10 protein-coding genes and 1 pseudogene are annotated in these 14,826 nt (G+C 65.8%); 3 read left to right on the top strand and 8 right to left on the bottom strand.

Features of this window, described 5'->3' with window-relative positions:
• Positions 1–67: 67 nt before the first annotated feature.
• The 3 genes from HU750_RS18945 to ptsP are packed head-to-tail and all read right to left on the bottom strand — an operon-like array spanning position 68 to position 5,603.
• The gene (locus HU750_RS18945; protein ID WP_186681774.1) at positions 68–1,807 is read right to left on the bottom strand and encodes a PTS fructose-like transporter subunit IIB; all 1,740 of its coding nucleotides are present in this window, start codon (positions 1,805–1,807) and stop codon (positions 68–70) included.
• Positions 1,804–2,751, bottom strand: coding sequence for a 1-phosphofructokinase (gene pfkB / locus HU750_RS18940; RefSeq protein ID WP_186681771.1), 948 nt, complete (start codon positions 2,749–2,751; stop codon positions 1,804–1,806). Before pfkB ends, HU750_RS18945 begins: the two co-directional genes overlap by 4 nt.
• A complete protein-coding gene (ptsP, locus tag HU750_RS18935) occupies positions 2,751–5,603 on the bottom strand; it encodes a phosphoenolpyruvate--protein phosphotransferase (RefSeq protein WP_186681769.1) in 2,853 nt (950 codons plus the stop codon). Before ptsP ends, pfkB begins: the two co-directional genes overlap by 1 nt.
• Before the next feature lie 277 nt (positions 5,604–5,880).
• Here ptsP and cra point away from each other — a divergent pair, with 277 nt between their 5' ends.
• Both cra and HU750_RS18925 read left to right on the top strand, forming a co-directional pair.
• Positions 5,881–6,876, top strand: a complete 996-nt coding sequence (gene cra, locus HU750_RS18930; protein ID WP_027594423.1) for a catabolite repressor/activator — start codon at positions 5,881–5,883, stop codon at positions 6,874–6,876.
• A gap of 2 nt (positions 6,877–6,878) precedes the next feature.
• Positions 6,879–7,655: a TatD family hydrolase gene (locus HU750_RS18925; protein ID WP_186681767.1), complete on the top strand. Its 777-nt coding sequence runs from the start codon at positions 6,879–6,881 to the stop codon at positions 7,653–7,655.
• A gap of 139 nt (positions 7,656–7,794) precedes the next feature.
• Here HU750_RS18925 and HU750_RS27620 read toward each other — a convergent pair whose 3' ends face one another.
• The 5 genes and pseudogenes from HU750_RS27620 to HU750_RS18905 all read right to left on the bottom strand — a co-directional run bounded on the left by HU750_RS27620 (position 7,795) and on the right by HU750_RS18905 (position 13,681).
• Positions 7,795–8,499: a methyl-accepting chemotaxis protein gene (locus HU750_RS27620; RefSeq protein WP_422631636.1), complete on the bottom strand. Its 705-nt coding sequence runs from the start codon at positions 8,497–8,499 to the stop codon at positions 7,795–7,797.
• A 153-nt stretch (positions 8,500–8,652) separates the two neighbouring features.
• Positions 8,653–8,856: pseudogene (locus HU750_RS27615) on the bottom strand (HAMP domain-containing protein); the annotation flags it as partial.
• A 1,168-nt stretch (positions 8,857–10,024) separates the two neighbouring features.
• A complete protein-coding gene (ampE, locus tag HU750_RS18915; protein ID WP_027594426.1) occupies positions 10,025–10,855 on the bottom strand; it encodes a regulatory signaling modulator protein AmpE in 831 nt (276 codons plus the stop codon).
• Entirely contained in the window at positions 10,852–11,418 is a 567-nt protein-coding gene (gene ampD / locus HU750_RS18910; protein ID WP_186681763.1) for a 1,6-anhydro-N-acetylmuramyl-L-alanine amidase AmpD, read from the bottom strand. The genes ampE and ampD overlap by 4 nt, the downstream gene beginning before the upstream one ends.
• An 88-nt stretch (positions 11,419–11,506) precedes the next feature.
• Positions 11,507–13,681, bottom strand: a complete 2,175-nt coding sequence (locus HU750_RS18905; protein ID WP_186681760.1) for a DUF1631 domain-containing protein — start codon at positions 13,679–13,681, stop codon at positions 11,507–11,509.
• A 241-nt stretch (positions 13,682–13,922) separates the two neighbouring features.
• On the opposite strand from HU750_RS18905, the gene nadC reads away from it, so the two are divergent.
• Positions 13,923–14,771, top strand: a complete 849-nt coding sequence (gene nadC / locus HU750_RS18900; RefSeq protein WP_186681758.1) for a carboxylating nicotinate-nucleotide diphosphorylase — start codon at positions 13,923–13,925, stop codon at positions 14,769–14,771.
• The last annotated feature ends 55 nt before the right edge of the window (positions 14,772–14,826 follow it).

The following is a 14,826-nucleotide window of genomic DNA, read 5'->3' as shown; positions in this document are numbered from 1 at the left end:
TCTCTACAGCCAAACTGGCCTCTTCGCAGCACAAGGCTGCTCCTACACAGTTCGTGACGGGGTGGGGCTAGCCTTTCACCGGCGCGACAGCCAGTTCCACTTGCTCGCTCTTCTTGATCACCGCATACACCACGGCCGTCAGCAAGCTGCCGGCGACGATCGCCAGCAGGTACAGCAACGCATGGTTGATGGCATTGGGGATCAGCAGCACGAACAGGCCACCGTGCGGCGCCATCAGCTTGCAGCCGAAGTACATCGACAGTGCACCGGTCAAGGCACCACCGGCGACACTCGCCGGGATCACCCGTAGCGGGTCCTTGGCGGCAAACGGGATGGCACCTTCAGAGATGAAGCACAGCCCCAGTGCCAACGCGGCCTTGCCCGCCTCGCGTTCACTCTGGGCGAACTTGCGCCGGGCGAGGAAGCTGGCAATGCCCAGGCCGATGGGCGGCACCATGCCAGCGGCCATGGTCGCCGCCATGGGGGCATAGCTCGAAGAGGCCAGCAGGCCCACCGAGAAGGCGTAGGCGGCCTTGTTGATCGGGCCGCCCAGGTCGACACACATCATGCCGCCGAGTACCAACCCCAGCAGGATGGCATTGGTGGTGCCCATACTGTCGAGGAACTGTGTCAGCCCTTCGAGCATGGCCGCCACCGGCTGGCCAACCACGTAGATCATCACCAGGCCCGTGAACAAGCTGGCCAACAGCGGAATGATCAAGATCGGCTTGAGCGCCTCCAGGCTGCTCGGCAAGCGTGCCCAGCGGGCAATGGCCTTGGCGCTGTAGCCGGCGAGAAAACCGGCGATGATGCCGCCGATGAAGCCCGCGCCCAGGGTGCTGGCCAGCAACCCACCAATCATACCGGGCGCCAGGCCCGGGCGGTCGGCGATCGACCAGGCGATGTAGCCGGCCAACAGCGGCACCATCAGTTTGAACGCCGCCTCGCCGCCAATCTGCATCAACGCTGCCGGCAAGGTGCCCGGCTCCTTGTAGGCCTCGATGCCGAACACGAACGACAAGGCGATCAGCAGGCCACCCGCCACGACCATCGGCAGCATGAACGACACCCCGGTGAGCAGGTGCTTGTACACGCCGGTCTTTTCACCCTTACCGGAAGCGGAGGCCGCCGCGGCATCTGCAGCGTTCTCGACCTTGCCTTCAGCCAGGGCCTTGTCCAGGGTGGCGCGTGCCTGCTTGAGGGCGATGCCGGTGCCGCAGCGGTAAATGCGCTTGCCGGCAAACCGTGCGGTGGGCACTTCGATGTCGGCGGCCAGCAGCACCACGTCGGCTTCGGCGATGGCTTGGGCGGACAGCGGGTTGCGTGCCCCCACCGAGCCCTGGGTCTCCACGGTGAGTTGATAGCCCTGCTGCTGCGCGGCCTGCTGCAAGGCTTCGGCAGCCATGAACGTGTGCGCGACGCCGGTCGGGCACGCCGTGACCGCGACAATCCGCACGCCAGCGCCACTCAACTCTGCCGGGCTGTCGGGCGTATCCGCCAACAGCTGGGCGTTGGCCGCCGCCTCGTCGAGGAACCCCTCACGGTCGGCCAGGGCCTGGGACGGCGTGCTCTGGTACACGCGCTTGCCGACGAAGCGGGCCAGGTCGATTGGCCCGGTGCTTACTACCAGTACCCAATCGGCCTCGGCAAGCTGGGCCGCCGTCAGTTGCCGCTCGGGGTGCTCGGCGTCCTGCACCTCGACACGGGTGCTCCAGCCACGGCGCTGCGCGGCTGCCGCCAGCAAGCGCGCGCTCAGCACACTGGACACCTGGCCGTTGGGGCAGGCGGTGACAATGGCAATGTTCATCGGCAACCCTCTTGTTGTTCTGTCAGTTGCACGCCGGCTTCAAGGCGTGCCAGTTGCTCGCGGTCACGTATGCCAAAGCCGACCTGGGTCACGGCCTGGGCGGCAATGGCGGTAGCACGGCTCAAGGTCTGCGCGGGCGCCTCGCCACGCAACAGGCCATCGACCATGCCAGCCACCAGCGAATCCCCCGCGCCCACGGTGCTGGCCACCCGCACCGTGGGCGGCTGGGCATGCAGGGCGAGGTCGCAGGCGAACCAGCTGACGCCGTGCTCGCCGGCCGACACCACCACATGCTCGATGCCGCTGGCCAGCAGCCGCTCGGCAGCCGCGCGTTGCTGTGCTGGGGTTTGTACGGCCAGGCCCAGCACCTCGCCCAATTCCTCGGTGTTGGGCTTGACCAGCCAAGGCGCGCTTTGCAGGCCGACGCGCAAGGCTTCGCCGCTGCTGTCGAGGGCGACCTTGAGGCCCTGAGCTTTGAGTTGCTCGAGCAACTGGCGGAACCATTCGGGGCTGATACCCCGTGGCAGGCTGCCGGCCACCACTACCGCGTCATGCCCTGGGGCGATCTGTTCCAGCTGCCGCAGCAACGCGGTACGGGCGGCTTCATCGACTTCTGGCCCCTGGCCGTTGATATCGGTCACGCGGCCGTCAGCTTCGACCAGCTTGATGTTGCTGCGCGTTTCGCCTGGCACGCGGACAAAACAGTCGGCAAAACCACGCCAGGCGATCAAGGCCTCGAACGGCTGCAGGTTGTCCTGCCCAAGAAAGCCGCCCACGGTGACGCTGTGGCCAAGGTCGGCCAAGACCTGGGCAACGTTCAGCCCTTTGCCCGCCGCATCGCTGTGCTGGGCCTGGCTACGGTTGACGTGCCCCGGGCACAAAGTATCGAGGCTGATGGTGATATCCAGCGCCGGGTTCAGGGTAAGGGTGAGGATCTTGGCCATCAGTAACGCTCCACCAGCGCGCGAACCGCCGCGGCGCTGTCTTGTTGCAAGGCTTCGCGCGCCAGGGCGCGGGCCGTTTGGTGATCGGCCTGGCGCACCAGGGCTTTGACTTCGGCAATGCTGCGGGCGGCGACGCTCAACTCGTCAACATCCAGGCCAAGCAGCACGGCCACCGCCTGGGGGTCGGCGGCCAGCTCACCGCACACGCCCACCCACTTGCCTTCGGCATGGGCAGCGCGCACGGTCATGTCGATCAGGCTCAATACGGCCGGGTGCAGGCCGTCGGCCTGGGCCGACAGGCTCGGGTGGCCACGGTCGATGGCCAGGGTGTATTGGGTCAGGTCGTTGGTGCCGATGCTGAAGAAGTCCACTTCGCGGGCCAACTGCGGCGCCAGCAGGGCTGCCGAGGGCACCTCGACCATGATCCCCAGTTGCAGGTCGGCCACGGGGATTTCCAAACGCAGGCGCTCGACCATGGCCCGCGCTTCACGCCATTCGTGCACCTGGCCGACCATCGGGAACATGATCCGCAGCGGGCGCTGGTCAGCGGCGCGCAGCAAGGCGCGCAACTGGTCTTCCATGACCTGCGGGCGCTGCAACGTCAAACGCACGCCGCGCACACCGAGGAAGGGGTTGTCTTCGGCAGCGATCGGCCAGTACGGCAGCGGCTTGTCGCCGCCGACATCCAGGGTGCGCACCACCAGGGGCCGCCCACCCAGGCCATCGAGCACGCGGCGGTACTCGGCCTCTTGGGTGGCGACGTCGGGTGCCTGGGGGTGGGCCATGAAGATCAGTTCGGTGCGCAGCAGCCCGACACCTTCCGCGCCCTGCTCCACCACCTTGTCGATACCGCTGCTCTCACCGATGTTGGCGAAAACCTCGACCGCATGGCCATCGCGGGTGACTGCCGGTTCATGGCGATGGGCCCAGGCTGCCTGCAAGCGCTGTTCGCGCTGGTCGCGCTCGGCCAGGGCACGCTGCAGCTCGGCGGCCGCTGGCGCAACACTGACCACACCGCGTTGCCCATCGAGCAGCAATGGCGTGCCGGCCTCGAGCAGCAGAATCGCCGCACCGGCGCCGACCACTGCCGGAATGCCCAGGGCGCGGGCGACAATGGCGCTGTGGGCCGTCGCGCCGCCTTGGGCGGTGACGATACCGGCGACCCGGCTCGGGTCCAGCCTGGCCACATCGGAAGGGCCGACCTCGGTCATCACCAGCACATAGGGCTGTTCCGGCTCGACCTGCGCCTGCACCCCGCACAACTGGGCCAGCACGCGCCGGCCGATGTCGCGCAGGTCAGCGGCCCGTTCGGCGAGCAAAGCATCGTGCAGCGACTCTTGCTGCCGGGCAGCCGCCTCGATCACGGCCATCCACGCCGCCGGGGCGCTTTCGCCTTGGGCCAGGCGCTGCTCGACATCATCGGCCAGCGCCGGATCTGCGAGCATCTCTTGGTGGGTGACGAAGATCTCACCGATGGCCTTGTCGCTGCGCTGCACCAAGTTGTGCAGCTCGCTGTTCACCGTTGCCAAGGCCTCGCGCAGCTTGGCCCGTTCCTGGGCGAGGGATTCGCCGCGCAGGGGGTAATCGATGTCGCGCTCGACGCAGACGTGCGCCGGGCCACTGGCAATCCCAGGCGCCGCGCCTACACCCTGGATCCGGCTGCCTGCGGCGGGTGCCTGAAGCACTTCGAGCGGCAGGCTGGCTAGCGGTGCGGAGCTTTGTGGCAGCGGCTCGACGTCCTCGCCCAAGCCCGCTTCGATGGCCGCCAGCAGCGCTGGCAAGGCATCGGCGGCGATGGCCGGTTCGGCAATCAGTTCCAGCTCCTGGCCACGGCGGGCGCCGAGGCTCAGCAGCTTGCTAAGGCTCTTGACCGACACCGCTGGCTGCGCGCTGTCGGTCAGTCGCACACGGATTTCGCCCTCGAAGCCTTTGGCCAGTTGCGCCAGCACCTTGGCCGGGCGGGCATGCAAACCATGGGGGTTGGCCAACAGGATGCGCGCGCTGGGCCAATCCGCCGGCGCCTCACCGCCCAGCACCTGCAGCACCGCACGGCTGCTGGTGGCCTGGTAGAGCATCTGCCCGCGCCCTTCGATCAGCACTTCGCACAAGCGCTCGAGCAAAGCCTGATGAGCGGCGCCGAGGCTGGCCAGGCAGAACAGGCCGTTGAGCGGCTGATCGCGATAGCGCAGCGATTGCTGCGGGGTGATGAATGCCAGGCCCGGCTGGCGCACCTGGCGCTCGCTGTGCAGCCACCACAGGCCCTCGCCCAGTGGCAAAGGCTCGGCCTGCTGCAGCACGGCGGCAAAGCCACTGTCGACGCAACCGGCGCGCTGCAGCAGGCGCGCACCGCGCCAGGCCAGCTCGTCGAAATCTTCGGCCGGCAGGTTCAAGCTAACCAGTTGCGCATCTAACGCCAACGCCTGTGGCGCGCCTTGCAACAGTTTGAGCAAGGCCTCGGCAGAGCTGGCCCGGCGCAGCGCCTCGGCCAGGTCGGTCTCGCCCAGGGCACGGGTCAGCAATTGCAGCAGGCGCAGGTGTTCATCGGAACGGGCGGCGATGCCGATGGCCAGGTAGACCCTTTGGCCATCGCCCCAGTCCACGCCTTCGGGGAACTGCAGCAAGCGCACACCGGTGGTGTGGACCAGGTCGCGGGTCTGCGGCGTGCCATGCGGGATGGCAATGCCCTGCCCGAGGAAGGTCGAGCCTTGCGCCTCGCGGGCCTGCAGGCCCGCAAGGTAGCCCTCGGCGACCAGGCCGTCGGCCACCAGCTGATCTGCCAGCAGGCGCAAGGCCTCGGCCTTGTCCGCGGCCTTCTGGCCCATGGCTATTTGCCCTGTGGCGAGCTCGAGCATGCCCTTCTCCTTTTGCAGTGCCCAGGTGGGGTACTGAGGTATTGTTGTCGAAAATGGCCAGTTGAACAGCCTTGCGCAGATGGCAGCCGAGGCAGAAAATTTGGCAGCTGAAACGATTAATCTGACCAGGCGGCCACGTTACTCGATAATCTCCCGAGGAAAAAGCCCCATCCTGTCGGACAATTGCGACAATGGTCGTCTGCGCACGAGCGCAGCTCCGGGTCAAACTATCCGGTCTGGCCTTGCAGCCAGCCCCGGTAATAACAAGGAAAATTCGGTGAAACTCAGCGATATCGCCCGTCTGGCCGGTGTGTCCGTGACCACTGCCAGCTACGTCATCAATGGCAAGGCCGAACAGCAGCGCATCAGCAGCAGCACTGTCGAGCGCGTGCGCGCAGTGGTCGAGGCCCATGGCTTCACGCCCAACCCGCAAGCCGCCGGCCTGCGCAGCCGGCATACCCGCACATTGGGCTTCATTCTCCCGGATCTGGAGAACCCCAGCTACGCCCGCATCGCCAAGCAGCTCGAGCAAGGCGCCCGCGCCCGTGGCTATCAGTTGCTGATTGCCAGCAGCGATGACCAGCCGGACAGCGAGCGCCAGCTGCAGCAACTGTTCCGCGCCCGTCGTTGCGATGCCCTGTTCGTCGCCAGCTGCTTGCCTGTGGAAGACGACAGTTACCGTGAGCTGCAAGACAAAGGCCTGCCGGTGATCGCCATCGACCGTCGCCTGGACCCCGCACACTTCTGCTCGGTGATCAGCGATGATCGCGACGCCAGCCGTCAGCTGGCCGCCAGCCTGCTCAGCGCAGCCCCGCGCAGCATCGCCCTGATTGGCGCCCGCCCGGAGCTTTCGGTCAGCCAGGCCCGTGCCGGCGGCTTCGACGAAGCCCTGCAAGGCTATGCGGGTGAAGTGCGCCGATATCAGGGTGAGGCGTTCAGCCGTGAATGCGGTCAGCGCCTGATGCAGCAACTGATCGACGAACAGGGTGGCCTGCCGGATGCCCTGGTAACCACCTCCTACGTGCTGCTGCAGGGCGTGTTCGACACCTTGCAGGCGCGCCCCGCCGACTCGCGCCAGCTGCAGTTGGGCACCTTCGGTGACAACCAGTTGCTCGACTTCTTGCCGCTTCCGGTCAACGCCATGGCCCAACAGCACGGTCTGATCGCCGCCACTGCGCTGGAGCTGGCCCTGGCAGCCATCGAGGAAGAGCGTTACGAGCCCGGCGTGCACGCCATCGGTCGAACCTTCAAGCAACGCATCCCAGCGGCCTGAACATGCGCCTGATCGACACCCACACCCACCTGGACTTCCCCGACTTCGACGCCGACCGCTCGCGCCTGCTGGCCAATGCGGCGGCGCGCGGGGTGGAACGCATGGTGGTGCTGGGGGTGTATCAGGCGAATTTCCAGCGGGTGTGGGACCTGGCCTGCGCCGACACACGTGTGGCTGCTGCCTTGGGCTTGCATCCGGTTTACCTGGGCCAGCATCGCCCAGAGCACCTTGCCCAGCTGCGCGACTGGCTGGAGCGCCTGCGCGGCGACCCGCGCCTGTGCGCCGTGGGTGAGTTCGGGTTGGATTACTACCTGGAAGCATTGGACAAGGATCGCCAGCAAGCGCTGTTTGAAGCACAACTGCAGATGGCTTGCGATTTCGAGCTGCCGGCCTTGCTGCATGTGCGCCGTAGCCATGCCCAGGTGATCGCCACGCTCAAGCGCTACAAGCCGGCCCGGGCTGGGGTCATCCATGCCTTTGCAGGCAGCTATGAAGAGGCGCGCGAGTACATCAAGCTTGGTTTCCGCCTGGGGCTTGGCGGGGCGGCTACCTGGCCGCAGGCAGTGCGCTTGCGCAAGACCCTTGCCCGGCTGCCGCTGGAAAGCGTAGTGCTGGAGACCGACGCGCCAGACATGGCCCCGGTGATGTACCCCGGGCAGCGTAATAGCCCGGAGCACCTGCCGGAGATTGCCGCAGCGCTGGCTGAGGTGATCGGCATAGAGGTGGACGTGTTGGCTGACGCCAGCAGCAAGAATGCCTGTGAGTTATTTGGCTGGTAGCTGACTGCGGTGGCCTGCACCGGCGCTATTCAGCTGTAGGAGCAGCCTTGCGCTGCGAAGAGACCATTACCGCCACAGCATCTCTACAGCCAAACCGGCCTCTTCGCAGCACAAGGCTGCTCCTACAGAGATAGCCTCATTAAACCCTGAACGCCCCAATCAACCGTTTCAACTCCACCACCTGAGCTGACAATGCCCGGCTAGCCTCCTCGGTCAGGCAGGCTCCTTGGGTGGTGTCCTGCGCGGCACTGTTGATCGCCACGATGTTCTGGTCGATGTCATGCGCCACGGCGGTCTGCTGCTCCACGGCAGCGGCAATCTGCTGGTTCTGCTCGACGATACTGCCCACCGCACCCAAAATATTGCCCAACGCCTGCTGCACCCGGCGCGTTTCATCGACGGTGCCAGCGGCCATCTGGTGGCTGCTGCCCATGGCATTAACCGCCGCTGCGACCCCCTCCTGCAAACGCTGGATCATCTGTGCGATCTCTGCAGTCGAGTCCTGGGTGCGCCTGGCCAAGGTGCGCACCTCATCGGCAACCACCGCGAAGCCTCGGCCTTGCTCCCCGGCGCGCGCTGCCTCGATCGCGGCGTTGAGTGCCAGCAGGTTGGTCTGCTCGGCAATGCTGCGGATCACTTCAAGCACCCGCCCGATTGCCTGGCTGTCACTGGCTAGCTGATTGACGGCCCCCACGCTCTGGTCGATCTCGGCAGCCAGCCGGTCGATGCTGCCTTGCTGGCGTTGCACCAGGTCACGGCCACTGGCGCTTTCCTGGTTGACCTGTTGCGCGCCATCGGCAGCCAGAGCCGCACTGCGTGCGACCTCTTGGGCAGTGGCGCTCATCTGGTTCATGGCCGTGGCCACTTGCTCGATTTGCTCACGCTGGCCGCTGACCGCCTGGTTGCTCCGCACTGACACCGCCAACACTTGGCTGGCCTGTTCTTCGACGGCCACCACGGTGCGGCCAACCTGGTCGATCAGGCCACGGATACGCTGCACGGTGTCGCTGAAACCTTGCCCCAGCTCGCCCAACTCGTCGCGGCTGCGGGCCTGGAAGCTGACCGTCATGTCGCCGTTGGCGACCTTGCCCATCGCCCTGCCGAGCTGGCGCAGGGTCGCCCGGGTCGAGACGTAGAACCCGCTGTACAGGTACACAATTAGCGCGAACACACCAGCCAGCACCGCCACCAGGCCGATCATGCGCCACTGTTGCTCGCCCAGCCGGTTTTGTAGTTGCCCCTGCAGGTGCATGAGAATGGCCTCGTTGAGGCGGTAGGTGTGCTCCATCAGCTCATGGGTTTGCTGATAGAACGCAGGCCAGGGCGCATCCAAGGTCTCGGCCACCACCACCTGCGCTTCGAATAACGCAGCGGCCTGCCTGACCGTCGCCTGGCTGGCCTGGGCGCTGCTGGCCAGGGCCGCGTTGGCCGCGGGGTCACTGCCCAGGGCGTCCTCCAAACGCAGTGCGTAGTCGGTGGCCAGGCGCTCGAGGCGCTGCAGCAAATCTTCGAAGCGCGCGCTGCCGGACGAATCCATGAAGCCACGCCCCAGGGCAATGGCTCCCATCGCCTGCCCGTCCGCCAGGGCCTGGGTCACCTGCGCCGTCGCCACACCAAGCAGGTCGTTCAGTTGCCGCACGGAGATTTGGCTGTCCTGGCTCAGGCCAGATTGGCTGGCCACCAGGCGGGTCAGCACCTGGGCCTGGGCGAGCAAGGCGTCGAACAACGCCGTTTTGTTCTGCAGCGAGGACTCTTCGCGGGCGCGGGCAAAGGCATCGGCCAAGTCCTCGCGCTTGGCTTCCAGCTGCGGGTCGTCGCTATGCAGTGCCTGGAGATGCTCCTGCACGTTGCCCTGCAACGCAGCGATACGCGATTCAACATCACCGGCCTGGCCCGACTGGCCGATCACGGCATTGATCTGCAGGAGGCTGCCCAAGCTTTCGAAGCTTGCGCGCAGGGCCAGGCTTTCGCGCAGGGGGGCGATGCCCTGCAGCTCGGCGCGGGTGGCCTGAAACTGCTGGTACGCATCGCGTACCAGGTAGCCGCTGATGACCAGCATGGGCAGGAAAAACAGGACGCTGACAAGGCTGAACTTCTGACCGAAGCTCAGCCGGTTCATCAGTGCGATGGCCGGATAAAGCAGACGCTTCACGGGGCACCTCCTTGGATTCTTATTGTTCTACGGGGTAGCACAGTGCCACGTGTATACCGCAGATCGAATCGGAGGTTTGTAACTTATGGTTAAGCCCCGGTAGGAGCAGCCTTGTGCTGCGAAGAGGCCAGTAGCATCCCGAAGATTCAGGGGTGGTGCTACTGGCCTCTTCGCAGCACAAGGCTGCTCCTACAGGGCGCGTGTTACGGCGGTGAGGTCAGACCAGCACCGTCCACAACGCAAACGCGGCGTACCACAGCACCGCGCAGCGCAGCAGCAATTCCCAAAGGCTGTCCAGCCGGCTTAGGCCACGCTGGCTGTCTTCTTCCTCGGGGATATCGTCGGCAATGCGCCCAACCCTGGCCACCAGGTGGCCGGCGCTGATGTGCCAGTTAAGGAGCTCGTGGAGCATCACGCGGGTCACCGCGACGAAGTTGCCGACCAGCGCGAAGCTCAAGGCCATCACCCGCACCGGCAGCCAGTCCATGATGTGCCGCAGTTGCTCGGCACGCGCCTTGAGCGCGGGCTGCTTGCTGTGCTCGCCGCACAGCGCCAGCAGGCGATAGGCCAAGGCGGCGCCGGGGCCGAGCACGAAATACCAGAAGATCACGGCGAAGAAGCTCTGGTAGGCCTGCCACAGCAGGTAACCCTGCACGCGCACCAGCAGGCTGTGAGGCTCGTCGGCCACCAGGCCCAGGTCGCGCTCGGCCACGTGCAGGGCGGCCTGATCGTCACCCCGCCGCCAGGCATCGCGAAACGGCCCCAGCGCCGCTTTCGCATCGCCGCGGCCCAGGCTGTAGATCAACACCAGCAGGTGCACCGGCAATGCCAGCAGGCCATAGGCGACGGGCTCCAGCACATGCAGCAGCAGGGCCAGCACCGCTACCGGCGCCAGCACCAGAATGGCCAACGTCCACCACGGCTGCACCTTGCCGCTGCGCTCCAGGCGCACCAGTTCACCGAGGAAAAAACCATCGCGCTGTATTCGATGGCGCAGTGCCGAGAATTTCTCGACCCACAGCGCCAGCAGCAAAACCAGAAAACTCATGAGTTGTCCTCGTTATCCTTCACGGTTTGGCGATAACGGCCCCAGTCGAAAGCCGGGCCTGGGTCGGTCTTGCGTACCGGTGCTATGTCGCTGTGGCCCTGAATGCGCTCAAGGCTGATGACCGGCCAGGCGTCGCGGATCTGCCGAGTCAGCTGCGCCAGCGTGGCGTACTGGGCATCGGTGTATGGCAGGTCGTCAGTGCCTTCGAGTTCGATGCCGATGGAGAAGTCGTTGCAGCCCTCGCGCCCGTCGAAGCACGAGACACCGGCATGCCAGGCGCGGTCGAGCAACGACACGAACTGGGTGACGGCGCCATCGCGCTCGACGAACAGGTGCGCCGAAACCGTCAGGTGGCAGATGCTCTGGAAATAGGGATGTTCATGGGCGTCCAGGCGGTTCTGGAAGAATGCCTGAACCTTGCCGGTGCCGAAACACGCCGGCGGCAAGCTGATGTTGTGAATCACCAGCAGGGAGATCGACTCGCCCTCGGGGCGCGCGTTGAAGTTGGGCGACGGGCAGTGGGTGATTCCGTGGAACCAGCCGGTGGCACGGTCCAATTGCATGGGGCAGATCCTGAAAAAACGCCGGGTACAGGGCAGCAGTATGCCCTGCGTCCGCGGCCGTTTGCATGTGAATCATTGTAATGATGACTCAATGGACCTGCTGTTGCCGCAGCCCTTCGAGCACCGACTCCAGCGCCCGCTCGAACAGCGCGCCGTCATCGAGCACCCGCACCTCTCCCCGGTGCAGCGCCTGGGCGAGGCTGCCGCTGTTCCACTCACGCACTTTCATGCCCGTGCGATTGGCGAATACCAGCCGATCGTTGCTGTCGATGCGTGCCACCAGCTTGCAGCGCAATGGGTCCTCTTCATCGAACACCTCGACCCAGCTGCCGATACGCAGGCGCTGCACCTGGCGCAATGCCGAGGCATTGCCGTCGACAAGGTGCAGGGGGGCGCAGGCGGGCTCTTCGGCAAGGGCCAGCACAATGTCCTCGTCCACCAGCACCTCGTCCAGCACGGGCGGGCCATCGGCCCTGTGCCCTTCGGACGCCGAGCAGGCGCGCAGGTGCAATTGCTCAAGCTGCTGGAAGAAGTCACGGGTGGCGGTGGAGTCCAGCGCCACGCCTGCCAGGCCTTCGCGCAAGGCCTTGAGCAGGCCAGGCACCTGTTGCAGCAGTTGCTGACAGGCCTGCGGGTCGTGGTGCGGGGCGATACTGGCGAGCAGCGTGTCCAGGGTGGCCAGGCCGTTGCGCCATGCCTCGGACCCTTCGCCCTGCTTGAGCCACGCCAGCAGCAGCACCTGGCTCCAGCCCTGCACCAGCATCTGCACCACCACGTGCGGCAGCACCCGCCCGCGCAGACGCTGGTTGAGCACCTGCTGCACCTGCTGGCGGGCCTGCAGGGTACGCGCCCGGCCCTCTTCGGCGTCGCGGGTACGCTGTTCGAGTAACTCGTTGCGGCGCCGCTCGTCCTGGCTGAAGGCGAGAAACTCGTCGAGCAGTTCAGCGAACAGGCAGGCGTCATCGGTGAAGTCGTTGAGCAGACGCTGAACGATACGTTCCACCCGTACATGCAAACTGTCGCGCAGGCCTTCGGCGCTGCTCTGCCAACCGATCGCGGCACCCGCGATCTCGTTGAGCAAGCGCCGAGCCGGGTGGCTGGCGCGGCTGAACAGCCCCTTGTCGAGCAGCGCGACCTTGAGCAGCGGGATGTGCAAACGCGCGATCAATGCCCGTAGGCTGGCGGGTAAGTTGTCGTCGTTGTGGATGAAATCGAACAGCAGGCCGATCAGGTTGATCATGTCTTCATCGGCCGTGGCGATGCGCCGACGCGTGCCACTGCGCACACTGACGCGCAACAACAGTTGTTCCAGCTGCTGGCCTAGCGCGAAGTCATCCGCCGCCTGCGTGGCGGGCACATAGTGCTGCAGGTGCGAAAGCAGGCGCAGCAGGTCGGCGGTGCTGATCGGCTGGGCAGCAGCCACCCGCTGCAAACGCGGCGCGATTTGCCCACGCGCGGGGGCCAGAAGCGTTTGCAGTGAAGCAAAATACGCTTGCCCGGCACTGTCCGCACCCAGCGCCCCTTGCGCCTCCAGGCTGGACGGCAGGCGCCCGGCGCTCAGGCACCGATCCTCGGCGCGCCGACGTGGCGCAGGCTGCAGCTCGGGCAGCACACCGGCCGCGGCCAGCAACTGGTTAGCCTCTGCGTAGAGCACCTCCACATCACGCAACACGTAGCGTTCAAACAGCTTCAAGAGGATCAGCTTGACCCGCAGCCCGACCCCTAGGTTGCGGCCCGCTTCGAGGAAATAGCCGCACAGCGCAGCGGGGCCCACGGGGTTTTGCTGCTCGCCCACCGGGCGATTGAGCAATGCCTGCAAGCGCAAACCCAGTTGCTGCAGGGCAAGGCCGTCTCGCGAGAGCACCCGCGCGACCATGCCGTCGATGGCGGATGCACGCTCGCGCTGCGCCTTGTTGCCTGAACCCTGCGCTTCACCCAGGCCGCCCAGAGGGTCTGCCCGGCCGAGGCTGGCGAAGGTGTGATGGAAGGTGTCGAGAAAACCGCGCTCGATGCTCTTGCGCTTCAGGCGCACGTCGCGCATCGCTTCGAAATACAGGCTCTGGTCGCAGCGCTCAGCGGCCTTGTCGGCCATCTCGAAGAGGGTGACGTCGGTGTTGTCGAACAAGGCCTGCAGGCCTTGGCGCAATTGCAGCGCGGCCTTGTCGCGCACTTGCAGGAGCAATACCGGAAGGCAAGGCAGAGGCGTGCGCGCCCCTCGGTCGATGGCTGCCGCCAGGGGCACCACCTTGCCTTCTTTATGCATCCCTAACTCCTTGCAGGCTTGCTTGCCCCACGGGCAACGAATCGTCAAAGCTATGACGCCAAATACTGGTCACTATTATCGGCAAAAAAACGAACAGCTGCCAGCGCCGTTTCGCTTGCTGGGAAATGACCCTGTATTCGGCCAGATGCTCAGACGGGCCGACCAAAGGTCACCGGCCATGGCCCTGTACACACCGCTCCCCTGCCCTATAATCGCGGGCATCTAGCTTGTGGAGCCGACCATGCCGAACCTACGCCTCGCCGACCTGACCGCTGAAATCGAAGCCAACGTGCGCCGTGCACTGTTGGAGGACATCGGCAGTGGCGATATCACCGCGCAGTTGATCCCGGCCGAACGCCTGGCCAAGGCGACCATCATTACCCGCGAGGACTGCGTGATCGCTGGCACCGCCTGGGTCGACGCCGTGTTCCGCCAGCTCGACCCGCGGGTGGCGGTGCACTGGCAAGTGGCCGATGGCGACCGCGCGCTGGCCAACCAGCCGCTGTTCCACCTGGAAGGCCCGGCACGCTCGCTGCTCAGCGGTGAGCGCAGCGCGCTCAACTTCCTGCAGATGCTGTCGGGCGTCGCCACGCGCGCACGCTTTCTGGCCGACTTGGTCGCAGGTACCCACGTACGCCTGCTAGACACCCGCAAGACCCTTCCCGGCCTGCGCCTGGCACAGAAATACGCGGTCACCTGTGGCGGTTGCGACAACCACCGCATCGGCCTTTACGATGCCTTCCTGATCAAGGAAAACCACATCGCCGCCAGCGGTGGCGTGGCCGAGGCAGTGGCGGCAGCGCACCGCATCGCCCCTGGCAAGCCGGTGGAAATCGAGGTGGAGAGCCTGGATGAACTGCGCCAGGCCCTGAGTGCGGGTGCGGATATCGTCATGCTCGACGAGCTGACCCTGGATGAAATGCGCGAAGCGGTACACATCACTGCGGGCAAGGCCAAACTCGAGGCCAGCGGCGGCGTTAACGAGAGCACCTTGCGGGTGATTGCCGAGACCGGCGTCGACTACATTTCCATTGGTGCGATGACCAAGGATGTGAAGGCCGTAGACCTGTCGATGCGTTTGAGCCTCTGAGAGGACGCGGTGCCTGTGCGGGCCTCTTCGCGGGTAAACCCGCTCCCACAGGATC

The sequence above is a fragment of the Pseudomonas sp. SWRI50 genome (genome assembly GCF_014269095.1).
GTDB lineage: Bacteria > Pseudomonadota > Gammaproteobacteria > Pseudomonadales > Pseudomonadaceae > Aquipseudomonas > Aquipseudomonas kermanshahensis.
Note: the sequence above shows the minus strand (reverse complement) of the source record. Positions and strands in the feature narration are given on the sequence as shown.

Excerpts from the sequence above, each read along its gene's own strand:
- pfkB (WP_186681771.1), bottom strand. The coding sequence starts at position 2,751 with ATGGCCAAGATCCTCACCCTTACCCTGAACCCGGCGCTGGATATCACC.
- ampD (WP_186681763.1), bottom strand. The coding sequence starts at position 11,418 with ATGCAATTGGACCGTGCCACCGGCTGGTTCCACGGAATCACCCACTGC.
- ptsP (WP_186681769.1), bottom strand. The coding sequence starts at position 5,603 with ATGCTCGAGCTCGCCACAGGGCAAATAGCCATGGGCCAGAAGGCCGCG.
- HU750_RS18925 (WP_186681767.1), top strand. The coding sequence starts at position 6,879 with ATGCGCCTGATCGACACCCACACCCACCTGGACTTCCCCGACTTCGAC.
- HU750_RS18905 (WP_186681760.1), bottom strand. The coding sequence starts at position 13,681 with ATGCATAAAGAAGGCAAGGTGGTGCCCCTGGCGGCAGCCATCGACCGA.
- HU750_RS27620 (WP_422631636.1), bottom strand. The coding sequence starts at position 8,499 with ATGAGCGCCACTGCCCAAGAGGTCGCACGCAGTGCGGCTCTGGCTGCC.
- ampE (WP_027594426.1), bottom strand. The coding sequence starts at position 10,855 with ATGAGTTTTCTGGTTTTGCTGCTGGCGCTGTGGGTCGAGAAATTCTCG.
- nadC (WP_186681758.1), top strand. The coding sequence starts at position 13,923 with ATGCCGAACCTACGCCTCGCCGACCTGACCGCTGAAATCGAAGCCAAC.
- HU750_RS18945 (WP_186681774.1), bottom strand. The coding sequence starts at position 1,807 with ATGAACATTGCCATTGTCACCGCCTGCCCCAACGGCCAGGTGTCCAGT.